At 41.6% G+C, this 26782-nt stretch carries 19 protein-coding genes; 10 read left to right on the top strand and 9 right to left on the bottom strand.

What is annotated here, in order from left to right; genetic code table 11:
• Positions 1 to 69: 69 nt before the first annotated feature.
• The gene (locus I8748_RS19150) at positions 70 to 849 is read right to left on the bottom strand and encodes a DUF3120 domain-containing protein (protein WP_198126155.1); all 780 of its coding nucleotides are present in this window, start codon (positions 847 to 849) and stop codon (positions 70 to 72) included.
• A gap of 184 nt (positions 850 to 1033) precedes the next feature.
• Between I8748_RS19150 and I8748_RS19145 the strand changes: the two genes are divergently transcribed.
• The 3 genes from I8748_RS19145 (at position 1034) to I8748_RS19135 (ending at position 6727) form a co-directional block, all read left to right on the top strand.
• Positions 1034 to 1972: an undecaprenyl-diphosphate phosphatase gene (locus I8748_RS19145; RefSeq protein WP_198126154.1), complete on the top strand. Its 939-nt coding sequence runs from the start codon at positions 1034 to 1036 to the stop codon at positions 1970 to 1972.
• 148 nt (positions 1973 to 2120) lie between these two features.
• Positions 2121 to 3506, top strand: a complete 1386-nt coding sequence (locus tag I8748_RS19140) for a TIGR03279 family radical SAM protein (RefSeq protein ID WP_198126153.1) — start codon at positions 2121 to 2123, stop codon at positions 3504 to 3506.
• 524 nt (positions 3507 to 4030) lie between these two features.
• Entirely contained in the window at positions 4031 to 6727 is a 2697-nt protein-coding gene (locus tag I8748_RS19135; protein WP_198126152.1) for a family 10 glycosylhydrolase, read from the top strand.
• A 215-nt stretch (positions 6728 to 6942) separates the two neighbouring features.
• Here the strand turns inward: I8748_RS19135 and I8748_RS19130 are convergent, their stop codons facing one another.
• On the bottom strand, positions 6943 to 8349 hold the full coding sequence (locus I8748_RS19130) for a hypothetical protein (protein ID WP_318781245.1): 1407 nt from the start codon (positions 8347 to 8349) through the stop codon (positions 6943 to 6945).
• Between the two features lie 205 nt (positions 8350 to 8554).
• Positions 8555 to 10498 carry a tRNA uridine-5-carboxymethylaminomethyl(34) synthesis enzyme MnmG gene (gene mnmG / locus I8748_RS19125; RefSeq protein ID WP_198126151.1) on the bottom strand — a complete coding sequence of 648 codons (1944 nt, stop codon included), beginning with the start codon at positions 10496 to 10498 and terminating at the stop codon, positions 8555 to 8557.
• Positions 10499 to 10928: 430 nt separating this feature from the next.
• Here mnmG and I8748_RS19120 point away from each other — a divergent pair, with 430 nt between their 5' ends.
• From I8748_RS19120 to I8748_RS19110, 3 genes are all read left to right on the top strand, one after another.
• Positions 10929 to 11765, top strand: coding sequence for a D-alanyl-D-alanine carboxypeptidase family protein (locus tag I8748_RS19120; RefSeq protein WP_198126150.1), 837 nt, complete (start codon positions 10929 to 10931; stop codon positions 11763 to 11765).
• A gap of 153 nt (positions 11766 to 11918) precedes the next feature.
• Complete coding sequence (locus tag I8748_RS19115; protein ID WP_198126149.1) at positions 11919 to 12494, top strand: TIGR04376 family protein; 576 nt, start codon at positions 11919 to 11921, stop codon at positions 12492 to 12494.
• Positions 12495 to 12969: 475 nt separating this feature from the next.
• Entirely contained in the window at positions 12970 to 13542 is a 573-nt protein-coding gene (locus I8748_RS19110) for an ABC transporter permease (RefSeq protein WP_198126148.1), read from the top strand.
• Positions 13543 to 13556: 14 nt separating this feature from the next.
• On the opposite strand, the gene I8748_RS19105 is transcribed toward I8748_RS19110, so the two are convergent.
• Complete coding sequence (locus I8748_RS19105) at positions 13557 to 14945, bottom strand: collagen-like protein (RefSeq protein WP_198126147.1); 1389 nt, start codon at positions 14943 to 14945, stop codon at positions 13557 to 13559.
• A 370-nt stretch (positions 14946 to 15315) separates the two neighbouring features.
• Between I8748_RS19105 and I8748_RS19100 the strand changes: the two genes are divergently transcribed.
• Positions 15316 to 16506, top strand: coding sequence for a restriction endonuclease subunit R (locus I8748_RS19100; protein WP_198126146.1), 1191 nt, complete (start codon positions 15316 to 15318; stop codon positions 16504 to 16506).
• Between the two features lie 196 nt (positions 16507 to 16702).
• Here I8748_RS19100 and acsF read toward each other — a convergent pair whose 3' ends face one another.
• On the bottom strand, positions 16703 to 17779 hold the full coding sequence (gene acsF, locus I8748_RS19095; RefSeq protein WP_198126145.1) for a magnesium-protoporphyrin IX monomethyl ester (oxidative) cyclase: 1077 nt from the start codon (positions 17777 to 17779) through the stop codon (positions 16703 to 16705).
• A gap of 329 nt (positions 17780 to 18108) precedes the next feature.
• On the opposite strand from acsF, the gene I8748_RS19090 reads away from it, so the two are divergent.
• Positions 18109 to 18603 (top strand): TM2 domain-containing protein, encoded by a 495-nt coding sequence (locus I8748_RS19090; RefSeq protein WP_198126163.1) that lies wholly within the window; start codon positions 18109 to 18111, stop codon positions 18601 to 18603.
• Between the two features lie 64 nt (positions 18604 to 18667).
• Here the strand turns inward: I8748_RS19090 and I8748_RS19085 are convergent, their stop codons facing one another.
• The 4 genes from I8748_RS19085 to thrC form a co-directional block, all read right to left on the bottom strand.
• Positions 18668 to 19324: a DUF2996 domain-containing protein gene (locus I8748_RS19085; protein ID WP_198126144.1), complete on the bottom strand. Its 657-nt coding sequence runs from the start codon at positions 19322 to 19324 to the stop codon at positions 18668 to 18670.
• A 127-nt stretch (positions 19325 to 19451) separates the two neighbouring features.
• Positions 19452 to 20492, bottom strand: a complete 1041-nt coding sequence (locus I8748_RS19080) for a threonine aldolase family protein (protein ID WP_198126143.1) — start codon at positions 20490 to 20492, stop codon at positions 19452 to 19454.
• Positions 20493 to 20829: 337 nt separating this feature from the next.
• Positions 20830 to 21108, bottom strand: a complete 279-nt coding sequence (locus I8748_RS19075; protein WP_198126142.1) for a MoaD/ThiS family protein — start codon at positions 21106 to 21108, stop codon at positions 20830 to 20832.
• Positions 21109 to 21310: 202 nt separating this feature from the next.
• Entirely contained in the window at positions 21311 to 22615 is a 1305-nt protein-coding gene (gene thrC / locus I8748_RS19070) for a threonine synthase (RefSeq protein WP_198126141.1), read from the bottom strand.
• Between the two features lie 629 nt (positions 22616 to 23244).
• On the opposite strand from thrC, the gene I8748_RS19065 reads away from it, so the two are divergent.
• The gene (locus tag I8748_RS19065) at positions 23245 to 25836 is read left to right on the top strand and encodes a DUF7925 domain-containing protein (protein ID WP_198126140.1); all 2592 of its coding nucleotides are present in this window, start codon (positions 23245 to 23247) and stop codon (positions 25834 to 25836) included.
• A gap of 135 nt (positions 25837 to 25971) precedes the next feature.
• Positions 25972 to 26535 (top strand): hypothetical protein, encoded by a 564-nt coding sequence (locus I8748_RS19060; RefSeq protein ID WP_198126139.1) that lies wholly within the window; start codon positions 25972 to 25974, stop codon positions 26533 to 26535.
• The last annotated feature ends 247 nt before the right edge of the window (positions 26536 to 26782 follow it).

Below are 26782 nucleotides of genomic sequence, written 5' to 3'. Positions count from 1 at the left end.
GGCAGGATTTAGAAGTTAGAAGTTAGAAGTGAAGAATTATTTTCTTGATCTCCCTATCACCTCATCACCTCAAGCAGCGCTAGCAGCTATTAAAAACAGGCTATCTACCAGAATTGTGCTTAAGACTGCACCACCAAAAGCATACCAGTGTCGTTGCTCTAAACGTAAAGGTAAAACCCCACATGTAAACAAGACTAGGGCTAAAATTACTGCCCAGCCTTGTCCCCAAGGCGTTTGTACTTGTGTCATGGCATTTTGTAAAATTAATGACACACCAGCAGGTTCGACCTGCATAATTTGCCGCCAATAGGGCATCAAGTCTACTAAGTAGAAATACAGGTCTGTCAAGACTGTACCGAATAAAGAACCTAAATAAAACCAACTGCCAACCTTAGCCCAATTCCGCACCAGACACCAACAAGCGAATGGTAGTCCTATGGACTCTACTGGCAAATGCCATAAAGGTTCCCAACGCAACCAGCCCCAATAAATTGCCCCTGCTAGCCAACTCCAGCTAAAGCCTAAGAGCAAATCTCCCCATAAATAAGTTGCGCTACGCGACATTAAGGTAAAACTCAGCCATACCCAAAAACCAGTCATCGCTAAACTCAGACTCGGTAGCGATCGCACTAATGGCGCTTCCACAAAAACTGGCACTGAAACTAAAAATACCGCTGCTGCAAATACCAACCAAGTTTGTCGCCAAGGTATCGAAAACGGCAAAGAGGCGGATGAGGAGATTGCAGACTCCAATTTTATGATACTTTCTTGCCTAGTCTCAGTTGGATGTAACTCAGTATCAATAGAGGTGGCAGTGGTTTTGTAAGAGGACAATGTATTATTAATCAAAGTTTTTAATATTTGTTACTAAACTTTATCTTATTTAAGATATCACATCCTAAAATCCCCCCCTGGGGCATTTTTATTTTACCTGAATTTTGCGTAGAGTGAATGTCACCCGGAAAGACTGGTTACAACAACGTAAAATTGGATAATTTGCTAAAGTTATGCATCCATCATGGGAGTCTTGTGAATGGCGATAATCTTAGAAGCGGGTGGTGTAGACTTGCTATACCCCATGTGGGGATCACTGTTACAACTAGGAGTAACCAGCGAAACAGCCACGGGTGAAGTCAGTCTCATCCAAGGACTGATTCAGGCTTTTATTTTGGGGATTGTGCAAGGCATAACAGAGTTTCTACCAATCAGCAGCACTGCTCATCTTCAGGTTTTTACTAAAGCATTACACTGGGATGCAGTGGCGGGGAAGCCATTTGTGGCCACAATTCAATTTGGCAGTGTAGTAGCAGTATTAATTTATTTTTGGACAGAGATTAAGCAAATTTTGACTGGAGGATTGCAGGCTGTTCGCCAAAAAGACTGGCAAAAAGAAGAATGGCAACTGCTTGTTGGCATAGCGGTAGGAACCATACCTGCTCTATTGGGTGGATTTTTGCTGAAAAAAGTACTCAACGACGATCAATCCGCCATTAACAGTATGGCAACCATTGCTGTTACTTCTATTTTTATGGCACTTTTATTAGGAGCGGCGGAAAAGCTAGGCAGTCGCAAGCGGAACTTTGACAGCTTGAAAATTCGTGATGGGTTGCTAATTGGTATAGGGCAAATGATTGCTCTAATCCCTGGTGCATCTCGTTCTGGTTCAACTCTCACAACTGCCTTATTTCTGGGATTGGAACGTAATACAGCAGCAAGATTTTCCTTTTTGCTGGGAATTCCCACCTTAACCATCGCCACTTTGTATGAATTTTTTAAAGAGGCACTGGGCAAGATTGACTTATCACTAGTAGTAGTCGGAACATTATCAGCATTTGTATTTTCTTATTTATCCATAGCATGGCTGCTGCGATATCTTCAAACCCGTAACACTTGGGTATTTGTCTGGTATCGCTTGGCATTTGGGGTAACAATTCTAAGTGCGATTGCTGCGGGATTGTTGAAAAATAATTAATATAGCAGTTTTGAATTAAGTTCAACACAGATTTTATGAGGGGGCGCACATATGTGCGCCCTCAGCACGTAATAGACACAATCGAGAAGCCTTAGAGTCTATGGTCTATAGTCATTATTAGTGACTGTTGAATAATGACTTTTGACTCATGGCTAGCATCATTCCTGCCCGAATTACCAGAATATTACCTGATTCCATAGCAGCAGAAATTGGCTTTGAGGTGGGGGATGCGATCGTTGCTATCAATGGCACGCCTCCCCGCGATTTAATTGATTATCAATTTTTATGCGCTGATGAAGTTCTAGAACTAGAAGTTTTAGATGCTGCTGGCAGAACCCATCACATTGAAATCGAAAAAGACTATGACGAAGACTTGGGGTTAGAGTTTGAAACTGCTCTATTTGATGGTTTAATTCAATGCAATAATCGCTGTCCGTTTTGCTTTATTGACCAACAACCGCCAGGTAAGCGTTCTAGCTTGTATTTAAAAGACGATGATTACCGTCTCAGCTTTTTATATGGCTCTTACCTCACACTAACTAATTTGCCAGAAAGAGAATGGCAGCGGATTGAACAGATGCGCCTGTCTCCGTTGTTTGTGTCTGTTCATGCCACAGAACCCGAAGTTAGAATTAGACTTTTGAAAAATCCACGTGCAGGACAAATATTACAACAACTCAAATGGTTTCAGGATAGGCGATTACAAATTCATGCCCAAGTAGTTGTTTGCCCTGGTATCAATGATGGCAAACACTTGGAACAAACCCTACAAGATTTAGCGTCTTTTTATACTGGTGAATTACCTGCGGTGGCATCAGTGGCTGTAGTACCTGTGGGTTTAACGCGATTTCGTCCCCAGCAAGACGAACTCACACCTGTAACTAGAGAAAAAGCTAGGGAAGTGATTGACCAAGTGCGATCGCTTTCACGGCAATTTCGTCAAAAATTTGGTTCTAACGTCGTTTGGTTAGCTGATGAGTGGTTTTTGATTGCTGGTGAGGAATTACCAAGCGAATCTGAGTATGAAGAATATCCTCAAATTGATAATGGTGTTGGTTCCATTCGTTTATTTCTCAAGCAATTTGAAATAGCCGCAGAATTACTACCAGCAAAAATCTCTCCCCAACGTCAATTAACCTGGGTAGTAGGCAATGCAGTAGAAAAAGCATTTCAACCAATCTTAAATCGCTTGAATGTTGTTGATGGTTTAAAAGTAAATATGTGTGCTTTAAGTAGTGATTATTGGGGACAAAGTATTAGTGTAACAGGATTATTAACTGGTCATGATTTACTTTTAAATTTACAAGGAAAAGATTTAGGCGATGGCATATTGCTCCCAAGTGTCATGCTCAAACATGGAGAATTGGTATTTTTAGATGATTTGAGTATTGAAGAATTAAGTCAGCGTTTGAATACAAAAATTTTCCCAGTTTCAGGAGTTGAAGAACTGATAAATACTTGTCTTGGTGACTATTCAGGCAACTTAGTAACTGAGTATAAAACAAGGGAAGAATTAAAAATTAAAAATAAGTAGGTGATCGTAAATAAAAAATAGATGTCGCAGTTGCATGTTGGTATCAACTTAACGTAAAAACTTTTTAATCAGGTTATACCGACTTTAGTTACAAACAAGGAAATGGAGTGTAAAATAATTGATCCTTGATGTGAATCCTATTGGTTTCTGGCAAGGTGTAGGAAAAGGCAATTTTTTCTTTTCCTGACCTACACCTGCTTTTGGTTAATTGGCAATGATAGTACTCATGCAAACAATAGCCAAAACCATTATTTTATGTAGTGGCAATTCATCAATAATTGTTACAATATGTAGTCTTGCATAATACCAATTCTATGCAAAGTTGCACTTGATTGACTTCGGGGCAATTCCTGAATTGGCCTGCACAGCGTGTATTTTGAGGTCAGTTTGATAATTGTCTGTTGAAAAAGCAATGATATGAATGATTTTATCAAAAAATCAGTTGTTTTTCGGAGGTAATTTATTGTTATGCTGAATGATAAAGAATCAGTAAGTTTAAGAATGGATTAAATAAGGAGAGAGTAGTGAAGAATCAGGATAAAAGCAATAAAAAAATCAGAAAAACCGGATTCTTCATTTTGATTTTTAAATTTTTAATTTGGAATTATTTGAGTATTTCACCAGTCACAGCGGCAACTGAAGAACCTATATTGAGCGTAGTGCAGAGTCAAGAAAATACGCAGCAATGGACAGAAATCACAAAGCGCTTACAAACAATAGGGGCAAAGTATTGTGTGATTGGATTAGCTGACGTGAAGAGCGCAGCAGATTGGGGCGATCGCACGGTATTATTTTTGCCAAATGTAGAAACATTGACGCCAGCCCAAGCGATCGCTCTAGAAGAATGGATGAGTAAAGGTGGAAACTTGATTGCTACAGGGCCTGTAGGCAGTCTATCAACACCAGGAGTACGGCATTTATTGCGATCGCTGATGGGGAGTTATTGGGCGTTTGGTCTGAATGACACACAACAGATAAAACCGGGAAAAGGCAGCATCAAGGAATGGGCAAACCAAAACGAACTTTTTGGTGAGGTACATGGCGGTGTTGTGATTCCTGATGCCGCCAATAGTCAAGCTGTTGCTGTGTGGAATTCTCAAGATAATCCTGCCGCAGTGGTGACAACTGAGCATTCCACATTGTTGGGGTGGCGCTGGGGAACAGATGCAGCTTCTACAGCACAATTAGATAGTGCCTGGTTAAAAGCCGCCGTGACTCGTCATCTGACATCGCCAGCAAACCGCAGCAACAAAGTAGCAGGAGGTTCGCCAAATTGCTCTACATCAGTGGCGACTGGGCCAAAAGAGGAGGGGGAAGAGAAGAATTTTTCTGCGATCGCTACTGCTTCTCAAGCTAGACCACTTTCTGGAGTTACACCACCAACTCCTGTTGAACCTATAGACCAACTCGAACAGACAGTGCGTTTGGATGTTGCACCCAACTCCAATGCACCAATTGATCGTAATGAAGCGATCGCTCTCCAACAAGAGCTAGAAAATCTCATCGGTAGGGTGGAGAGCGCTGATTTGGCTGCGTCAGTTGATGCTGCTAATGTTGATAAACCGGAGTCTTCTAAAGTAGAACAGGTGCAGTTAGCGTCAACTAAACTTGAAGTACCGATCCTCAACAGAGAGGAAGTTTTAGCACAAGCAAGAATAGTTGCCAAAAACTTACCCAATTTAATCGCACAAAAAAACTATGCTCTAGCTCGTCAACAGTGGCAGGTGACAAAGGCAAATTTGTGGAAGCAGTTTCCTATTGATCGCCGATTAGCTCAAGCAGAAATTCGGGCAGTATGGTTAGATAGGGGCACAATTGTCCGCGCTGGTAGCGAAAAAGGGCTAGCTGAGATTTTTGATCGGCTAGCACAAGCGGGAATCAATACGGTCTTTTTTGAAACTGTTAATGCCAGTTATACAATTTATCCCAGCCAAGTTGCACCGCAGCAAAACCCATTAACTCGTGGGTGGGATCCACTAGCTGCGGCAGTGAAACTAGCCCATCAGCGACACATAGAATTACATGCCTGGGTTTGGACTTTTGCAGCTGGTAATCAGCGCCACAATGAAATTATTAATGTCGATTCTAATTACCCAGGCCCAGTACTTGCTGCTCACCCTGATTGGGCAAACTATGATAACCTTGGCAAAACAATTCCCATCGGTCAAACCAAGCCATTCTTTGACCAAGCAAACCCACAAGTGCGGCAGTACTTACTCAAACTGTATGAGGAAATTGTCACCCGTTATGATGTGGATGGTCTACAACTAGACTATATTCGTTACCCTTTCCAAGACCCAGTTGCAGGTAGGACTTACGGCTATGGTCAAGCTGCAAGAGCGCAGTTTCAAAAATTGACTGGCGTAGATCCAATCAACATTTCTCCCAATCAAAAATACTTGTGGCAAAAGTGGACAGAATTTCGTACCCAGCAAGTTGATAGCTTTGTTGCCCAAGTGTCACAACAGTTACGACAAAAGCGATCAAACTTAATTTTGTCGGTTGCTGTATTTCCTTTACCAGAACCAGAACGCATTCAAAAGCTGCAACAGCATTGGGAAGTTTGGGCTAGACGAGGGGATATAGATTTAATTGTTCCCATGACTTATGCCCAAGATACTCCTCGCTTCCAACGACTAGCACAACCTTGGATAGCCTCCACACAATTGGGTTCTACTTTGTTGATACCAGGAATTCGCTTGCTTTCTTTGCCATCAATGGGAGCATTCGACCAACTCCAACTTGTAAGAGATTTACCAGTTAGTGGTTATGCACTATTTGCAGCTGAGAATTTTAACGACGAACTACAAAATATTTTGAGTAGCACCCAAGGAAAAGTTCAACCTGCAACTAGCGAACCCATTCCCCACCGTCAACCTTTTAAAACTGCTGCTGTTCGTTACACTGCACTGCAACAGGAGTGGAAATTTGTTTTACAAAAAGAGCAACAACAAGTGCCTGCTAAGACAATCTCAGATTTGAATAACCAAGCACAAGTAGTACAAAGTGCTTTAGACCAGCTTGCTGCGTCACCTTCTGCTAGTAACTTATTAGCGGCAAGAGCTACTTTAACTCGATTTCAGTTTCAATTCCGCATGTGGATGCGCCAACAGGCTATAGATAATTCCTATCAAGCCAAAGTTTGGGAAAATCGCCTTGCCACTATAGAAAGACTATTGCGTTATGGCGAGCGACGGATACTGTCGCGTTCTGAAAGCTGACAATATAGCAGTCGCAGCATAGTTGAGGACAGTGCTGATTTTTCAAAGCATTTAAATAACTTGGTTTCTACTCAGCATTTTGCACTCAGCACTTTGCTATACATGATAATTTGAGAAGCGATCGCTATTTTTTGCTCAGCTAAAATGCATTTAAATTGGATAGTTAAGATTGCATTTTTAATTCTTTACCAACCTCAAAGCGATCGCTGCAAATTTTACAGCTTTTGTCCTGCATAAATTGAGCGCACTTCACCGTTACGGCGAACTACAGCTTCACCGTTGCTAACATCTACTAGTGTCCAACCACTTGAGCCAATGCTTTCTCCGATGTTAACGCGATGAGTCACACCGTCAACTTGAAATAAAGCCACAGATTTTTTACCTGACTCTAGTAATCCCTCTAAGGTATGGCTGGGAATAGCTGCGGTAGAAGTGGGCAAATATTCCTGTTGCTGGGTAGTTGGTGAGGGAGTGGGCGCTGTGGGGGCAGATAAATTTGGTACTGCTGTACCAAATGGCACAACTGGTAAGGCAGGCAGAGGATTGGGTTGTTGCCGCACAGTGATTGGTGCAGTTCGCACAGGTACAGGTTTCAGTTCTGGACGTACAGCATTAGCCCTCGTGTTAACACTTATAGGTTTGGCTGCTTTATTTACCTGATTCAAAGCAGTTTTGACGACAGGTAGTTGAGGTAGCTGAGAATTAGTTGCTAATGGCGATATGATTCTAGGAGCGCCAGGAATGGGTGGCGGCGCGTAGCGCATTGGCGACGGCGCTTGATAAACAGGGATATAAATCCGCTCAACGACGCTGGCAGAACGGTTAGGAGTGAGTGGTGTATTGTTGGCAGCTAGGGTAGGCGGCAAGTTACCAACAGGTTGAGTGTTAGCAAAAGCAATGGTGTTGGGGTTAGAGACTATCCTATTAGTGAATGCTGGACGGGCAGATTGTTGATTATTGATTGCGCCTTGCTGATCTATAATTGTCAGCGCTCCCAGCATATAGTCAATTAACTCAGCCTCAACTTCAGGTTTGTTATACAACTGTGACTGGGATTGTGGCACATAAATTTGCTGAGTCAATCTGGAACCTAGAAGCATTAGTACTCCAGAGTGTACTAGGTAGAGCGTACCAGCGATCGCAACACCAATGGTTGTTCCCAAGATCAGCAGTTTGCCTAAACCATGCTTGGTTAGCTGAAGTCTTTGGCTAACTGCTGTGACACTCGGAGTATCAACCACAACGGTACTCAAATGATTTTTCCTGACTTGAGTAACGGTTTGTGCAGTCTTTTTGAGTGTACTTGGCAAGACAATTTGTGGTACATTAACTGTCTGCGGTTGCTGATCTTCTGGAGTTACTGGTTCTGAAGGGTTTGCCGACTTGTAAAACCATTCGCGTGGGTTAATTTCTTCCCTAGAACTACGTGTTGCACGCTTGCCATTCCTCCCAGTTTGGGAAGGCAAATTTCCACTAAAATCTAAAATTTCGTCGATATCCGCAAAGAGTTCATCCATTAAGCCATCAGCATAGATATCTATCGACCAAGGCTCGTTGGCGAGCAAGTCCTCTGATGGTTCTGGAATAATAAGATGGGTGCTGGCTGCTTGTAACATAGGCATTTTGGGTTATGGCTGCTAGTATGGGGCACGCCGCCCCTACTGCCTGAGAATCAGGATTTTTGAACAAATATCCAATCGCTCGTCTAAACCTAGACGAGTTGATTGCTTGGTAATATTAAGTTCAAGTTGAATCCGGAGACTGCTGATGATGCCAGTACCTAATTCATGTCATCTATCATACTAATCTCCTCTTTATCTACTATACTCACCCTTCATGAAGTTTAAGTGAAGTTAATGCTGTAAACACTGACTGGGACTTGGTTTTACGCAATTCTAAATATATTAACAAAGCGTTAATATCGGCTGGATTTACGCCACCAATACGTGCTGCTTGACCAATTGTCAGGGGTTTTACCTTACTTAGCTTTTCCCGCGCTTCTTTGGAAAGGGTATCAATTGTTGTATAATCCAAATCCGCAGGCAACTGGCGATGTGCTTGACGGGCAATCTGTTCAATCTGATTTTGTTGTCTGGCAAGATAACCAGAATACTTGATGTCAATTTCTGCGCCTTGTTTTTCACAAGAGTTGAGTTCGGGGTTTCCCAGTCCGTAACTTTCGAGGTCAACGTAATGAAATTCCGGACGACGCAGTAAGTCGGCTAGGGTAATGGAACCTTTAATTGCTTGTCCAGAAACAGTTGCGATCGCAATCCCGATTTCATCATGTTCTTTGATTCTGGTGGCGTATAGCCGTTCTTTTTCGCTGGTAATTTGTGCTTGTTTGTGGATAAACATTTCCCAGCGGCGGTCATCAATTAAGCCAATTTCCCGTCCTAGAGGTGTCAGGCGTTGGTCAGCATTATCAGAACGCAGTAGTAACCGATATTCAGACCTACTGGTAAGCATTCGGTAAGGTTCCCGTAAGTCTTTTGTACACAAATCATCAACCAGCGTCCCAATATAACTTTGCTCACGCGGGAAAATAATCATTTCCTGACCGCGAACAAATCGGGCGGCGTTAATTCCTGCCACAATACCTTGGGCTGCGGCTTCTTCATAACCTGTTGTGCCGTTAATTTGTCCAGCGCAAAACAACCCGGCGATTTTTTTTGTCATCAGTGTGGGATAACACTGTGTAGCTGGTAAATAGTCATATTCCACAGCATAAGCCGGACGTAACATGAAGCAGTTTTCTAAACCAGGGAGACTACGTAACATTTGTAGTTGTAAATTTTCTGGCAACCCTGTAGAAAACCCTTGGATATATAGTTCTGGTATATCCCGTCCTTCTGGTTCAATAAAGATTTGGTGACTTTCCTTATCGGCAAAGCGCACAATCTTATCTTCAATGCTGGGGCAATAACGAGGCCCTTTGGCATCCACCCAACCACCATAAACAGGCGATAGGTGTAAATTTTCCTGAATTAAGCGATGAGTTTCCGGGGTGGTGCGGGTAATGTAGCAAGGCATCTGTTCCCTTTCTACCCACACCTCTGGGTCAAAGCTAAACCAGCCAACTTCTTCATCACCTGGCTGGATTGCCATTTTACTGTAATCAACCGATCGCTTGTCTACCCGCGCTGGTGTACCAGTCTTCAACCGTCCAGTTTCAAATCCTAGGCGATTGAGAGTTTGTGTCAATCCCTCAGCAGCAAATTCCCCAGCCCGTCCTGCTGGCATAGATTTGTTACCAACCCAAATCTTACCTCCCAAGAAGGTGCCAGTTGTCAAGATTACTGCTTTGCACTCAAACGCCACGCCGAAGTAAGTTTCAACCCCAATCACTTCATCGTTAGCACCCAGCACCAAGTCTGTAGCCATACCTTCGCGGATGGTCAAATTTTCTTGGTTCTCAACAATATTTTTCATCACTGCTGCGTATTCGCGCTTATCAGTCTGGGCGCGTAATGCCCAAACCGCAGGCCCTCGTGAAGAGTTGAGGATACGCTTTTGCAGATAGGTACGGTCTGCCATTTTACCAATTTCCCCGCCCAGTGCATCCACCTCATGGGTCAACTGAGATTTAGCAGGGCCACCTACCGCTGGGTTACAAGGTTGCCAAGCGATTTTATCTAAGTTGAGTGTCAGTAGCAGAGTCCGACAGCCGAGGCGGGCAGCGGCGAGTGCTGCTTCGCAACCGGAGTGACCTGCACCGACGACAATCACATCAAAAGCGTCTTGGAATTCAACGGAATTGTGCATGGTCATACTTACAGGTTTAGCAAACTTAAGAGTTATTGATAATTTTAACTTATCCAGTGCTTTCCTGGAGGTATTTTGCTCATAAGCAAGCTATCAAAATAACTAGTAAACTCCAACCAATCTCAATAATTTATTAACCGTACTATTTCTCTTACCTTGGCGTTCTTGGCGTTCTTGGCGGTTCGTTTAAAAAGTGCCTTTCGGATGCAAAAAATGATAAATAATTTATAATTATAAATAATTGGATTAGCCAATCAGAAATATATAAGCTTTATTTTTATTTATATATTATATTATAATAAAATATAATTGTTTAATATTTAATTTATTAATCATAGCTAAGAACAATGGTTTGTTTTTATTTAAAAACCTAATATGATCATATTCTCTCAGTCAAATTTGAAATAATCTGAAATTATCAAATCTTATATATTGTATGAAACGAATTATGAGAAGAACAAAATTTATCACTATTGTTATCTTTATTATTTTTACAGTAGTTGCCAGTAATGGGATAAATCCCCATAAACTGGTTACAAAGGCTCAAGCAGCAAATGGATGCTTAATCAATAGTTCATTACCTTGCACTAATAAAAATCCAATATTGCCTACACCCATTCCTAATCAAAATCTCAGCAACCAAGAGCGCTTTTTGTCTGCGATCGCTAATAAATTACCAACAGTTCCTCAGCCTGGTACTTTTGAATATATTTTGCTCGATGCATATGGTGCTGCATTTGTAAACCAAGAAGAAACAATTAAACTACCATCAAAAATTCTCTTTGCCAGCGAGCAAGAAACTAAAGATTTTCAAAGTACCCTGACAATGGCGAAAGTTAACGGTACTAACGACTGTTATTTACAAAAGCCAGCAGCAGAAGCTTTAAACAAAGCGCGATCGCTGCAAAATATTCCTCTTAAATCAGGTTATGGTGAAGGTGATTGTACTCGCAGTTTTGCCACTAATTTAAGATTCTGGCGAAAATATGCTAACAACACAACTTTAGAAAAAGTTAGACAAGGTAAAGAAACAGCCATTTTAAGTCTAGTAGCACCACCCGGAGCATCACAACACCTCTGGGGGTTAGCAATTGATTTACGTGTATATAATGGAAAGCAGAGAGAAGCCCTCAATCAAAATCGCTGGTTTCAAACTGTAGAAAATGATATCCCACACTGGACATATATGGGTTTGTCTAAAGAAGATTTACCTTTATATGGGTTTCAAAATAAAGTTAGTAGGGGAATTAGTTATTGGGTAACACCTCTTTAAATGTTAAATGCAATCTCACATTGAGATATATTAAGACTGGCGATCGCAGCAGTATCCACAACACCCACAGCAGGATACAGTAACAATTTTCTTTCCCCCCGCGATAATTGACTACAATAAAGTAGTTCACACCTGTCCTCTGGAGTTCTGGCAGTGGGCTTATTTGATGATTTGAGTCGGTTTCTGGAAAACCGTTTAGAAGAATTCTTGCGTAATAATCCACATTTGGAGTTAGAGGCGCTGTTAGAACAGCTGCGGCAGCAAGAGGAAGACACTTTAAGATTGATTGCAGATTTACAATTACAAGAGAAGCGATCGCAAGAAGAAATTTTATCCACTGCGCAAGAAATTCAGCGTTGGCATATCCGCGTGCAAAAGGCACAGAATGCTGGTAGACAGGATTTAGCAGCAGCCGCCCAACAGAGAGAAGCAGCACTGTTGCGTGAAGGAAATCAGCGCTGGGGACACATGCAGGGATTGAAAGAACGCATAAACCAATCTCAAGAACTATTGCGGAAAATTCAAGTGCGGCGACAAGAAGTGCAAGCCAAAGCTGCTGAAGCCCAGACAGCCCGCGCTAAAGCTCAAACCCAGCAGCGTTTAGAAACCAATGGCTGGTCGAATCCAACCAACAGTTATTCAAGTGGATTCGATGATTTAGAAGAAAAGTTTCGCCGCTGGGAAACTGAAGACGAATTAGAACAAATGAAGCGTAATCTAGGTAAATAAACTGATTTCATTTAGTATTTACGCATTTGGACGAAAAAACGTCATTGCAAGCCGCAATAAATATTAAGTACTCGCGTGTCAAGGCTAAATTTGTGCATTAGCTTTCCTCTTGTGGGATAGGCGTTTCGCCCGTTTTTTATTGGCAGACTGTCCAGTCCGCCCCACAGTAAAATTTATTGCAACATTTTAGTCTTGCCACGCCACTACAACTTAAGCTTTACTTTATAAATCATATCTAAATAAACAAGCTATTACAAAATTGTATTTAATTATATAAAAATAATTTTTAATGGTATTTTGTGAATTTCTAGGCTAGAAGCATCTCATAATTGAATTATTGAAAATTTATTTATTTTTTTAATTAAGCTCTAGTTATCTGATAAATTTAATTTAAGTCAATTTTCATAGTTTGTCTATTCGGTATTTTTTGTTATTGCCGCAGTATTCCCTAGATGTTCCAAATGAGAACTGAGGCATGGAACCAAGTATATTTCTAGATGTTTTAGCAAGTCTACAAAAATTGTTTGTAGCTTACATACCAGCCGCTGTTTTGGGTAGTTTCATCGGATATTTAATAGGCATAAATGGCACAATCTATCAGGTATTAAGACGGGTATTTGAAATACCACATAGTATCCCACCTATAGCCCTACTACCCATTACACTCATATTGTTTACAGAGAGCGAACCTGCAACCATAGTCATAATTTTTATTGGCACTCTTTGGTCAATAATTATTAATACTGCAATAGGTATGCAACATTTTCGTAGGCAGAATAATAACTTTAGAGCAGCTATTTTCCATACATTTCATGCTCTGAAAGTTGGTATTTGGGTAGCTTGGTTTACAGTTATTGCCACAGAAATGTTGATTGGCCCAAGAGGACTTGGGTTTATCCTCTGGGATGCTTATAAAGCAGGTAACATCAATTACATTATTCAGGTGATACTCTACATTGCTATCATTGGCAGTTTACTAGAGCAGTTGTTAGATTTTGCAGGAAATTTTCTCTCACAGATTATCTCTGATAGTAAAAAATCCTCTTAAGCTTTTGATAGCAATTATCTACGTTTACGAATAGCACCTTGCCAGCTAATAGTTTGCTTTGCAGAACGTTCGCCTAAAGAGCGATTTGCTACTACTTCAATATCAACATTGACACCAGGTCGTAGAGCATCACTAGCAATTTTCAACTTACCTAAAGCCAGGATAAAACGGTTATAGTCGCGGGTTACAAGTTCGGCGGGAATATCCCCTTCATATTCAGTTTTGTAATTAGAGCTACCAAAATCATCTCGCACTCGAAATTTCACCCGAAACTGAGTTTGAATTACATCAGAATGAGCAGCCAAATCAACTATTTTCAAGTTGAGATTTTCTCCAGCATCAGCAAATTCTGCCACTGCCAACCTTGTCACATCTTTCTTAGGAATCGCATGGTTAACAGTAAATGTTGTCAAGTTAGCCTCACTTTTGCTGCTAGCATCAATCCACAAATCATCAGGAAAGTTAACTTCTACTTGCTTGCTGTCGTTTAAACTCACTGTTACAGTTTGATTGCCAAAGCTAGCAACGGGTTGTCTCTCCTGCCAAATCAGTTGAAAACCTTCTTCCAAACGCTGTTCAAATTCTCGGTATTCATCGGCAATTATAGAACCAGGAGCAAGTAGAGAAGTTGCCCCCTGACGAAGATTCCACTTATTCTTAGAGAGGTTGAACTGCTTACCCGTCAGTTCAGAAATTGTCAGCTTCAGGGTTGGTGTATCAGCTGCTAAGGGTTCTTTGCTGTTAACAATACTCAAAATTCCTAAGCGCCCTTGTTTACCGTCGCTACCATAGCTACCAGCTTGCCCATAGCTACCGTCATTACACTGATAACGTTTCTTAGTACATTTATAGTCAGGGCTACCAGGAGTTCCTTTGCAGGTTTCCACTTCCCAACTGCGCCTGCGACACTTACAACCTGCTGTACCGTTACCACCCCGTCCTCCTCGTCCACCTTCTCCTGGGGTAGCACGGACAAAAATGTTGCGTAAGTCTGCCAAATTGGTGTAGTAGACAGTGAGGGAACCACCATTTCCCCCATTTCCTCCTCTGCCACCATTGCCGCCGTTACCGCCATTTGGTAGCTTAATGTCATGGTCTACCTTGCCATGTTCGCGATCGCAGTTTGGTCGATAACCATCTTCACCATCTTCACCGTCTTCACCATCTTCACCAGACAAGTCAAGATTTACTGGTGAACCATTGGCAAAAATATTGTGGTTTTCACCATCACGACCATTTCTACCAGACCGTCCATAAGTACCTTGGCTACCATCTGTGCCTACTTCATCGTATCTGTCATAGGCAACTGCTGGGCATAAAACTGAGCCAGAGGCAGGCAAAAAGCTAGTAGATAAGCAGAATAACAACAATAGTGGCAGCTTACTCCCCAAAGCTTTGTACATCAGCGTAAATTTAAATTGTTTTAATCACTGCTGACGGTGAATTTCGACAATTTGCTCCCTGTTGTCAAGTGGCTAATGATACTCAAAGTTTGCATAGCGATTTTCAGATGAATCTTATTTTTACTTCACGCAAAGGCGCAGAGACGCAAAGAGCGCTTTTTATGCTGTAACTATTTATCTTAGTCTCTTTTTATCGGCTACAGGTGCGATCGCATCCGTAAACAAGTTCTTAATGTTACAAGCTGGTAGTTATTTGGGAATACTCTAATAAGAGTGAAAAGGGAAGCGACAATGCTAATAGTATCCTATATCACTCAACTTAAGTAAAAATGTTGTATCCATAACTACTAATCTACCAGGAGCCAGCAAGATGGGATTTACTGAAGATATTGCCAAGCTGTCTGAACACGTTCGTAATAAAGCTGACAAAGGTCTTAACGAACAAGCTACTAAAATGGCATTGATTCTTCCTTTTTTAAAAGCTATTGGATATGATGTTTTTGATGCTAGCGAAGTGATGCCGGAATATGTAGCAGACTTTGCTACTAAGCAACCAGGGCCGTTGAAAAAAGTAGATTTTGCCTTAGCTATTAATGGTAATGTAGTTATGCTTCTAGAAGCAAAAGCCTGTGGTCAAAAAGCTGAAGCACACGATGGGCAACTGCGCTATTATTTTAATTCACTTGTCGCAACAAAGGTCGGTATAGTCACTAACGGTATTGTCTACCGCTTCTTTACTGACCTGCGTGCCGTTCATGTCATGGATAATGAGCCATTTTTCACTTTTAATATTCTTGAATATGACTCAAAAGATATTGATAACCTTAAATTCTTTCATCGTGACAATTTTGATGTAGCGGCTATTGTTAGACATGCTGAAGAAATGTTATATGTCAACGGCATGACTCAACTTGTAGGTAATCTTTTACGTTCTTCTTCGGACGAATTTATTCGTTTCTTGGTGTCTGAACTTCGTGCCTCTGACCCTAAGTATGAATTTAAAGGTAACATTAGTCCTGCCGTTATTAATAAATTTAAGCCGATTGTTAAAAAGTCTATTCAAGGAAGCTTACTAGAGTTAATGACAAGCTCACTTAATCGGGAAATGGAACAACCTGTGGAAGTTGAAGTAGAACAAGAGATTGAAGAAGAGGAAAAACAGCAAGAACCTCAAGAATCAAGAATAGTAACTACGGCTGAAGAAATTACAGCTTTTGAAAAAATTAAAACTATTACGCAAGCCTCAACAAGCTACAATTTTGAAGTCAAATACAAGGATACAGCTTCATACTTTGGTATAAATCTTGGTAGAAGTACCTGGTGGTTTTTGCGACTGTATTTGTCTTCGCAGAAAAAAAGTATTATTACTCGGCTAAATGTAGATGAAGTTAAATCCCTAGCGCCAAATTTTGAAGTGCAGGAAGTACCAGCTTCACTAGGGGATGCAGCATCAAAGGTAATCATTGCCTCTGTGAATGATATTGATAAACTTGCATCATTAATACTCCGCTGCTATGAAGCAGAAGCAGCTAAGCACCAAACACTAGAAAAATCAGCTTAACCAATACCAATTTAGAAAAAGAATGGGACAGATACATTGTAGGGGCGTACAGCTGTACGCCCCTATAGTCAATCAATCGAGGTGTTGCAAATATTATTGAAATTGGTATGATTTCTCACCTTTATTGCTCGTTTCCATAAAAAAAGTGGTTCTGCACACAACAGAACCACTAAGTCTTTTGCACAAATTTTAGAACTTAGCGAGCCGTACCTTGAGCGGGAACAGCATCAATTGGCTTCATCAAGTACAGCCGCAGCAATTGCCAACCATGCGAGATGTAAATTGGAAGCTTCTGGAAGAATTGCAGGAATTTGGGAGTGTTAGAGTTAGATATCGCTGTCAATTTTTCGTTATTCTTGACACACACATCTAACCGCTGATAAAACTCTGGATTGTCTACATCCAGCATCAACGGGAATACTCTACCTGCGGTTTCATTGGTCTTCTTAATTACATAGATGTCGTATTCACGCGCATCTAGCCCAATGGCAGCATAAAAGTCTTTGCGCTGAATGTCGTTGAGATACATCGTGGCAAATACTGACAACAAGAAAAAGCGACTCCACAGTCTAGCCTTCCAGTCATTCAACATCTGAGGCTGGGATTTCATCACCGCATCAAAGAAATCGCCGTGACGGTTTTCATCCTGACACCAGTTCTCAAAGAACCGGAAAATTGGATAAACTCTGTCTTCTGGATGTGCTTCTAGGTGACGATAAATCGTGATATACCGCCAATAACCAATTTTTTCCGAAAGATAAGTAGCGTAGAAGATAAATTTCGGCTTAAAGAAGGTATAAGCGCGGCTCTTGGTCAAAAACCCTAAATCCAGGGACATATTGAAGTCTGAAAGCGCTTTGTTCAAAAAGCCAGCATGACGCGCTTCATCCCGTGACATCAGGTTGAAGCACTCTGCGAGGACGGGGCTTTTGTCCTTCAAACGGCGGCCGAGTTCTTTGTACAGCAAAAAGCCGGAAAACTCTGCTGTACAAGAACGTTCTAGAAATTCCACAAACAATCGGCGAGTTTCCCCGTCAATATGATCCCAGGATTGTTCAAACTCGGCATCCCGAACGAAGTGATGGCGGTTGTAGTCTGTCCGAAACTCTTCGAGAATGGCTTTCAACTCGTCTTCATTGACGGAGATGTCCATCCGCGCCATCTCATCAAAATCGGTAGTATAAAACCGGGGTGTTAATAGGGTTTCTTTTGCCGGGACTTTAATCCCTGGCCGCATTTCTTCAAAGCCTGGTTTTTTAAGGGAATCTACCATGTCTTGATTGCTCTTTTTTCTTTATTATCTTGATAGCACGAGAAAGCTAATGGTTATGCTCTCACAAGGCGCACCAGACGACAATAATTCATTTGTATAAAGTTCAGTCTACCAAGGTAAAGGCTGCAAACTGTTACCAAAAACGTTAAGAGTTGCAACAATACATCAATATTTGCGGAATCGAGCATCCAGAATTGGTAGTCAACTCACAATATAAGTAGATAATCCTACTTCTGATTACTCCATTTGCTGGCTATGCTGATATGAAACAAAACAGCATGGGAAAACCATCTAAGACAACAAGAGCAAATCTAGGGGATGAAAGCAAGATGAATCCTGAAAACAATCAGCATAACGAACGTCTTCTTGTCTCTTATATCTTGAGTGCAGCGTTGTTTTTCGGCTTAGGAGGACTGCATCGCTTATACAATGGCAAGATAGGGACAGGTTTGCTGTGGCTGTTGACTGGTGGTGTGTTTGGTATTGGACAATTTGTAGATCTGTTCCTGATACCAAATATTGTTGACGAATACGAACAGAATTTTAGACTCAAAGCAGGTCTATCTCCTTTGGGTGTACCGCTGAATCAACCAGTGGTGGCTTCCCAAGTTCACCGCCCAACTGGTAACGAACTCATGGTTAAACTAATTGACGCAGCAGAAAGCAAAGGTGGTAGCCTGACTGTGACTCAAGGTGTGAAAGCAACAGGAGCCAGTTTTGCTGAAGTAGAAACTACTCTCAAGGAAATGCTCAAATCAGGTTATGTCAAAATAGATAACGACCCCATTACTGGAGCCGTTACTTACCACTTTCATGAACTTTAAAGTCACTGTCAGTGGTCAGTGGTCAGTTGTCAGTTGTCAGTTGTTAGTGGTCAGTTACCAATGACTAATTTAAACCTAGCCACTTTTGACCATTCAAGCGCTGCACTAAACCAAATATCAGCAAGTCTAGTGTAATTTTGCGCTCATCGATGAGGAATGACTCAAGAGTACTAGGTTTTTTGCCTTCATTGCAAGAAAATCCTTTTTTCCCTTGAATATCTTCATCGGGGAAATACAGATTAAACTGGCGCAGACCATTTTGCCATCTGCCAACGACTTGCCAGCATTCTTCTGCTGATTGAAAGCCAACAATAGGAAGCTTCTGCTTGGCAAAAGATAATTGTAAATCTTTTACACCTTCTTTTGCGATCGCCTTTTGTACAGCTGGCAAATAGTCTTGCTCGATGAACTCTACAAACGGCTTATCTTCAACAGATGGGGCTTTCTCCTTTTTTGCAGCGGCTTTGGCGGCAGGTTTTTCATCTGTTGCGTCTTTAGCTGCGGGTTTTTCTCGCTTGGGAGATGCAGCCGCAACTTTAGCAGCATTGGGGTTAGTTTCTGAGTTTACTGCTTTGGGGTCTGGCGCGTTGGCAGTAGGTATGTCTGTCGCTTGGGGTGAGTCTGTACTAGGAGCGTGTTCTTCTGCGACACTGGGAGCCTGCTTGTCAACAGTGCTGGGAGCCACTTCGCCAGCTTCATTATGATTTTGTTCTTCTGCCATTGCTCAGGTCAATCCTTAATTTAGCTTTCAGAGCGATCGCTCACCGTTAAGTGTAAGTTAACTTCATTTTGACATTAATCAATGGTCATCAGTCAACCGTCATCAATCATCATCCATTAACTCTTGACTAGGACGCGATCGCATCCTTAATATCTCTTAGCAATTCATCCATTTTTGATTTGGTTGTATTCCAGGAACACATCAAGCGCACTCCTCCTACACCAATAAATGTATAAAATTGCCAATTCTTACTTTTTAAGGTTTGAATAACCTGCTCTGGTAGTTTGACAAAAACAGCGTTTGCTTCTCGCGGAAACATCATCTCTACGCCTTCTATCTTTAATAGTTGATTTTCTAGATATTCAGCGCATTGATTGGCATGTCGTGCATTTTTTAACCACGCACCAGTTTCTAACAAACCTAACCAAGGAGCAGAAATAAATCGCATTTTTGATGCTAACTGACCTGCTTGCTTACATCGATAGTCAAAATCTTCTGCTAATGCTTTGTTAAAAAAAAGAATAGCTTCACCTAATGCCATACCATTTTTCGTGCCACAAAAACATAAGACATCTACACCACTTTTCCATGTCATTTCGGCAGGACTCTTATTCATTGCTGCTACTGCGTTGGCAAAGCGTGCGCCATCCATGTGAATCTTTAAGTTATACTTTTGAGCAATTTCTTTAATCCCTAAAAGTTCTTCAATAGTATATAAAGTCCCTAATTCAGTTGCTTGGGTAATGCTAATAACTTTCGGTTTGGGATAATGAATATCAGCACGCCTAGTCACTATTGCCTCGATAGCCTGGGCTGTTAACTTACCATTTTCCCCTTTAGCAAGTAATAGTTTAGAACCATTAGAAGCAAATTCTGGTGCGCCACATTCGTCTGTTTCTATGTGGGCTGTTTCATGACAAATTACACTATGATATGACTGACAAAGTGCTGCTAATGATAAAGAATTAGCTGCTGTACCATTAAAGGCAAAAAATACTTCACAATCAATTTCAAAGAGTTCCCGAAAATAATCTGTTGCTTTTTGAGTCCATTCGTCATTGCCGTAAGCTGGCGAACTACCTTGATTAGCTTGAATCATGTACTCCAGCGCTTCTGGACAAATGCCAGAGTAATTATCACTGGCAAACTGTTCTGAGTGGCTACTCATAATTTTTGCTTTCATTGAATTTACACAATATTAGTTAATTAAGTTGGCACTGCTGACAACTTAAAGGTAACACCGATGATGAGAAGGTGTTTTTAGGGAAGATTAGAAAAAAGTACTAAAGTACAGATGACTGATAACTGTTAGCTGTTAACCTTTATCAATCAGTAATAAACAGTTACAATAAGATGTTTTGATTTATCAGGGACTTACTCAGGTAATTGCTAAATACTTCTTCAAGCTAAATCAATAAAACAATATAGGGACACGACAATGCCGTGCCCCTAATAGCAAGCTTTGAGAATTTATCTACTCAATCTTATATTAAGTGTGTTCTACCTCAGCCACCAGCGACAGCAGGGACAATACTGACTTCATCGCCATCTTTTAGAGTTGTTTTTATCCCTTCTAAAAAGCGGATATCTTCGCTGTTGACGTACAAATTCAGAAAACGGCGCAACTCTCCTTTATCTTGATCATACAGACGTGCTTTAATACCAGGACAGCTTTTCTCTAAAGATTCTAAAAGTTCAGCAATGTTATTACCACTACATTCTAGAGTCGCTTGGTCATTAGTAAATTTCTGAAGAGCAGTAGGAACTAAAACTGTTACAGCCATAGGAGAAAAAAGTTGATAGTGAAGGGTAAAGAGTTAGGAATAAAGTTAAGAGTAAGGAGTTATACCAATCCTATGTAAGTTGCGCTTGATTCACGTCAAGGCAATTCATGAATTGCCACTAAAGTGTGTTGTTTTGCGTAAGCCCTGTAGGGCCAGCTTTAGACAGAATTGGTATGAGAAATCAAAAACTCATAACTTTCAACTAAACGAGAACTTGCTGCCATTCCAAACGATCTAATGTACGCGACCGCTCTAAGGCCCGCTCAAAACTGTCTAGTTTAGCATCAATAGTCAAGGGTTCACCAATATAGCCTTGTACTGCTTCTTGGGTTTTCAATCCATTGCCAGTGATGTAAACCACGGTAGTTTCATCTGGATCAATTTTGCCAGCTTCTACCAATTTTTTCAGCACTGCAATAGTAGTACCGCCAGCTGTTTCTGTAAAGATGCCTTCGGTTTCTGCCAGCAGCTTGATTCCTTCGATAATTTCTGCGTCGTTGACTGATTCAATATTACCGCCAGTTTTCTTAGCAATTTCAACTGCGTAAATTCCATCTGCTGGGTTGCCGATCGCAATCGATTTAGCAATTGTATTCGGTTTCACTGGCTTAATAAAGTCGCGGTCTTGTTTAAATGCTTCGGCGATGGGGGAACAACCTTCAGCTTGAGCGCCGCTGAAACGGACATCTTTGCCTTCCACTAAACCGACTTCGACAAATTCTTGAAATCCTTTGTAAATTTTTGTAAAGAGCGAACCCGAAGCCAGAGGAGCAACGATATGGTCTGGTAGTTGCCAACCAAGTTGTTCAGCGACTTCAAAGCCAAGAGTCTTGGAACCTTCAGAATAGTAGGGGCGCAAATTAATATTGACAAAACCCCAGCCATGTGTATTAGCAACTTCCGAACATAGGCGATTTACCTGATCGTAATTTCCCTTAACTGCCATAAGGGTGGGGCTGTAGATGAGGCTGCCTAAAACTTTACCTGCTTCTAAGTCAGCGGGGATGAATACACAACAATCTAAACCGGCGTGGGCTGCGATCGCTGCTGTGGAATTAGCCAAATTCCCTGTGCTAGCGCAGGAAACAGTAGTAAAACCTAATTCCCGCGCACGGGTGAGAGCAACTGACACCACCCGATCTTTAAAGCTCAGGGTGGGCATGTTGACAGCATCATTTTTGATATAAAGCTTGTTTAAACCCAGGCGACGTGCGAGGCGGTGGGAACGAACCAGGGGAGTCATACCAGTTCCCACATCTATAACATTGTCAGTTGCAACAGGCAAAAAGGGACGGTAGCGCCAAATGGAATTTGGCCCAGCTTGGATTTTTTCACGAGTGACAGTTAGACGTAGAGCGCTGTAGTCATACTTGACTTCTAAAGGCCCAAAACATAACTCACAAACATTGCTGGCATTAAGTTCATATTCTGTACCACATTCCTTACACTTTAGAGATTTAAAGGTGGCAGTGGTTGCTTGTGGATGTGTGGTTGTTGCCTGAGTCATAAATCTAGCTTTCCCTGTTTGTCCGTCAACTGTTGCTCGAAATAGTAGCACGAGCAAAAATACTAGTCAAACATACCCGATAAATTTAGTCGGGTATGTTTGATTAAAAATTCTAGAGAATATTGACATCAGAGTACGTAAACCATAGAGAATAATTTATAACTTTACGTGTTGCTAAGCATAATTAATACTTAAAGCTTAACCATGTGTAATTACTAAGCTTGGGTATCATCTATAGAATGCTTTTAAATAAATTTGCTATTATTCTAAGTAATATTACGTTTTTCCATAAGGTAAGATTTATTTTAATACCAGTAATTAAACTGTTTCAAATTCGATGATCTTCGTTTTAAGGTTCTACTATTAGATTCCTGATTGATGAAAATCACAAGTTTAAGGTTAATAACCAAAAACTCTTGGAATCTAACTTAGAAGAGCGCAATCAGAAATTGCGTACTGCTATGAGTACATACAAAAGCTAGCTATTAACAGTTTCAAGCAGTAATCATTGCTCCGAAATAATATTTTTGTGTCTGAATGTCTGCAAACTCAAGTTTGGGTCTGAGACTTCAGGCAGATTATGCATTTTATTTTCAGATAAAAGTCTACCGATTAATTCCACTAGTTCGATGAAATTTTCGCAGCGATTTGGCAAAAAAAAACGATGTAAACTTTACCATTCTCTAGTGGCAACAGCATTATTAGCGAATGGAATTTTTCAGCTTGTAGCACCTGTATTAGCTGAAGGTACAACTGCTGGTCAGTCCATCAGCAACACAGCAACTGCGACCTACGAAGATCCCAACAGTCCCGGAACAACAATAAATGCGACCTCTAACACGGTAGTTGTGACAGTAGCAGAAGTTGCTGGTATCACTGTCTCTCCTTCCGGTGTCGAAGATAGCAACGGTGGAACTGTTGGAATTGGCGATTTACTCATCTATAGTTACACTTTGACAAACGTAGGTAACGACCCCACCCAATTTAGGATTCCTAACTTAGCTTCAACAACTGGGCCGGGTACAGTGTCTGGTACATTACCTGGTGGTACACCTAATAGCCTGCAATACAGCACCGACGGTGGTAAAACTTGGCAAAATATCACTAGCACAGAAGTATTCACACCCTCGGTTCCGCCTGGTGGTACTGTATTGGTACGTGTACCAGTTACCGTCCAAGCTGGCGCTAATACCAACGACGTAATTACTGTTACCCTTGGTAATACTCCTGGTAATGCTCAAAACCAACTGCGGAATCCCGATGGTGGGGACGTTTATACCGCCGATAACCCTGATGGTACTCCTGGTGAGGTACCTGGTTTACCAGTGAACGGTACGCGAGAAGCCAGCGCCACCCAGCAAATTAAGGTAGGTTCAACTGTCAAGTCTTATACTTTAGCTACAATTTTAAAGACTCGCAGTACTTACAACAATGCTGGTACACCTCAAATTACAGATGACAAACTCACCTACGATTTGAGTGTACGGGTGGAGTCCAATGACCCAACAGGACAAGGAATTACTCCAGCACCACTAGTGGGTACAAGCATCAACGTCGATGGTACGGTCGGTACTTACATCTTGGTTTCTGATGCGATTCCTGCGGGTACAGATTTAGCAGTTGCACCAACTCCACCTCCTGGTTGGCAAGCAGTTTACACCACCGACACAATTACGACTGATGCTAATACAGCCAATTGGAAAACCTTCCCCTTAAAAGGTGCTGACACTCTCCCTGGTATCACCCGCGTTGGTTTTATCAATCAGCCATCTTCAATTACTTCTATTGCTCCTGGTGCCACAGTCAGTGGCTTCTCGATTCAGCTAGGGGTTGAATCAACTGCAACTTCACCTTTGACCGTTGCTAACATCGCTCAATTGTTTGGTCAAACTCCTGGTACTAACACCCCAGTATATGACGAATCCGGCGATCAAAATCCCAGTAACTACGATGGTTCTCCAGGTAGTATGACACCACCTACAGGTACAGATACCAATAATGATGGTGTCCCCGATACTCTACCGCCTACCAGTGTTGATGACGGCTATATTGATAACCCAACATCCCCGGAAACAGGAACAGACTCAAGCAACAACAACAGTGGTACTGGCCCAAGCGGTGAGGCAAACACTTTCACACTGCAAACACCTGTTAATTCAGCGATACTTAACGGGCCACAGAATGCACCAGATGCTGTTGGGCCATCAGGTCTAACCAACGATGACTTCACTAACAAATCTTCTTTGATTCCCGCTGGTACAGCACCCGGTACGAAAATTGACCCAGCAGCAGTTGGATTCACTAACACAATTAAAAACAATGGCGCTAACGCTGGCACTATCACACTAACGCCAACTAAACCTGCGAACCCCAAAGATTTACCGGATAAGACTAAAGTAACTATTACTTATGGTGGTCAGTCTGCTGTCTATACTTACGATCAAGGAACAGGAACCTTTGCAACCGCCAGTACACCAATTACCATACCTAACGTTGCTGCTGGTGCAACTATCAATTATGGTGTGGAAATTGATTTGCCAAGCAACACATCCCTGTCAACCGATACCATCCCAGACTATCCAGGCGATCAAGAATTTGGCTACCCAGTTTATATCGAAGCCTCGATTGATACAAATGCAGATAATACACCTGATAGTAAAAACATCACTATCGATCGCGTCTACACTGGCTATTTAAAACTGCTCAAACTGTCACGAGTGCTACCAGGAAGCGGGCCAGCAGTTGGTACAGGTCAAGATAACTTTGAGTCTACACCAACTACCAATGGCATCGATCCAAATGCCAGCGTCGCTGATGTACCAAGAACACCTGCACCTGGAAATATTATTGAGTATCAAATTCGGTACAAAAATATTTCTGATCCGCAAGCAGGCAGTGGTAACGTGATTTTGAATGCTGACAAGGTTGTAATTACTGAAGATGGCACAACCTTTGATGATACTCCTGCTGGTTCCAACAACTGGGCACTAGACAACGATAAAAATGGTCAAATTGATACCAGCAATGTCGTAGGTTCAGCTAAGGATTCTGGGGCTGCAACCATCCAATTCTATAGCGGTAACAACCCAGCTAATACTTCTAGCATTGACCAAACTGGAACCACAGTGACTACTGATGTCACGAAGTATGTAGATAGTATTACTGGCAAAGTTACGCCAGGTGAGCAAAGAACACTTACCTTCCAACGCAAGGTGAATTAAGAAGCTGGACGGAAGTAAATATACTCGTGAGGATCGGGCATAGGGCAAAGCAAAAACTGAAATTGATTATGCCGAATATTTAAGTAGTTTCCGCAATTGAAAAGCAAAATTTGGGAAATTTCTAGAGGTGATCAAATGAAGAGTGTTTATATTACAGGTGTGGGAGCGATCGCTTTAGTTGCTACAGTTTCATTAATTAGCCAAATGCCAGGATTGGCTTCTTTATGGCAGTCTGGAAGCGCAACTGCCCAGAATATCAAAAGTCAACCACAAATACAGCTACGCCTAGAAGCAGAAAAGCAAGTGGTGAAACAAGATCAGCAGGGTAAGCAAATTCAGAAATGGCAAGCTTTGCAAGGTGAAGCTGTGGTGCAACCCAAAGATGTGTTACGCTATACCTTAAAAGCAGAGAATAACAGCGATCGCCCAGTTAAGAATCTGACTCTAAATCAGCCTGTTCCCAAAGGAATGGGATACGTGCTGAAATCTATCAATGTGACTAACAATGCCAAGATTAGTTACAGTATCGATGGCGGACGCACTTTTGTAGAAAATCCCACTGTTAAAGTTACTCTCCCCAACGGCACAGTAGAAACTCAACCAGCACCAGCAAGTGCTTATACCAACATTCGCTTACAGCTGCCATCAGTAGCGATGAAGACTACAGTCAAAGCGACTTATGAAACTCAAGTGCGGTAAATCTTTTTAATGTAGACGCGTAGCAGCTTGCCGCAGGTTACCGCAAAGGCGCAGAGAACACGCACAGAAGAAAGGAAGAGTTTGACTGAATTGTATTGTGCTGTGGCGGTTCTCTGTTGGATTAAACACGAAAGATAAATATAACTCACCCTTCCCTATTAAAGGGGAAGGCAATTCAATATCTATGTATTTTTACTGTTTACAAAAATGCTTTTTTTGACAAATAAGATGGCATTCAGAGGAGATG

It is taken from the genome of Amazonocrinis nigriterrae CENA67, assembly GCF_016056305.1.
Classification (GTDB): domain Bacteria; phylum Cyanobacteriota; class Cyanobacteriia; order Cyanobacteriales; family Nostocaceae; genus Amazonocrinis; species Amazonocrinis nigriterrae.
The sequence above is the reverse complement of the archived record's forward strand: the minus strand, read 5'-3'. Positions and strand labels throughout refer to the sequence as shown.

Coding starts and splice junctions, on each gene's coding strand:
- I8748_RS19090 (WP_198126163.1), top strand. CDS start 18,109: ATGAATCCTGAAAACAATCAGCATAACGAACGTCTTCTTGTCTCTTAT.
- I8748_RS19065 (WP_198126140.1), top strand. CDS start 23,245: ATGAAATTTTCGCAGCGATTTGGCAAAAAAAAACGATGTAAACTTTAC.
- I8748_RS19075 (WP_198126142.1), bottom strand. CDS start 21,108: ATGGCTGTAACAGTTTTAGTTCCTACTGCTCTTCAGAAATTTACTAAT.
- I8748_RS19130 (WP_318781245.1), bottom strand. CDS start 8,349: ATGCCTATGTTACAAGCAGCCAGCACCCATCTTATTATTCCAGAACCA.
- I8748_RS19120 (WP_198126150.1), top strand. CDS start 10,929: ATGAAACGAATTATGAGAAGAACAAAATTTATCACTATTGTTATCTTT.
- I8748_RS19105 (WP_198126147.1), bottom strand. CDS start 14,945: ATGTACAAAGCTTTGGGGAGTAAGCTGCCACTATTGTTGTTATTCTGC.
- I8748_RS19100 (WP_198126146.1), top strand. CDS start 15,316: ATGGGATTTACTGAAGATATTGCCAAGCTGTCTGAACACGTTCGTAAT.
- thrC (WP_198126141.1), bottom strand. CDS start 22,615: ATGACTCAGGCAACAACCACACATCCACAAGCAACCACTGCCACCTTT.
- I8748_RS19110 (WP_198126148.1), top strand. CDS start 12,970: ATGGAACCAAGTATATTTCTAGATGTTTTAGCAAGTCTACAAAAATTG.
- mnmG (WP_198126151.1), bottom strand. CDS start 10,498: ATGACCATGCACAATTCCGTTGAATTCCAAGACGCTTTTGATGTGATT.
- I8748_RS19060 (WP_198126139.1), top strand. CDS start 25,972: ATGAAGAGTGTTTATATTACAGGTGTGGGAGCGATCGCTTTAGTTGCT.
- acsF (WP_198126145.1), bottom strand. CDS start 17,779: ATGGTAGATTCCCTTAAAAAACCAGGCTTTGAAGAAATGCGGCCAGGG.
- I8748_RS19080 (WP_198126143.1), bottom strand. CDS start 20,492: ATGAGTAGCCACTCAGAACAGTTTGCCAGTGATAATTACTCTGGCATT.
- I8748_RS19145 (WP_198126154.1), top strand. CDS start 1,034: ATGGCGATAATCTTAGAAGCGGGTGGTGTAGACTTGCTATACCCCATG.
- I8748_RS19140 (WP_198126153.1), top strand. CDS start 2,121: ATGGCTAGCATCATTCCTGCCCGAATTACCAGAATATTACCTGATTCC.
- I8748_RS19085 (WP_198126144.1), bottom strand. CDS start 19,324: ATGGCAGAAGAACAAAATCATAATGAAGCTGGCGAAGTGGCTCCCAGC.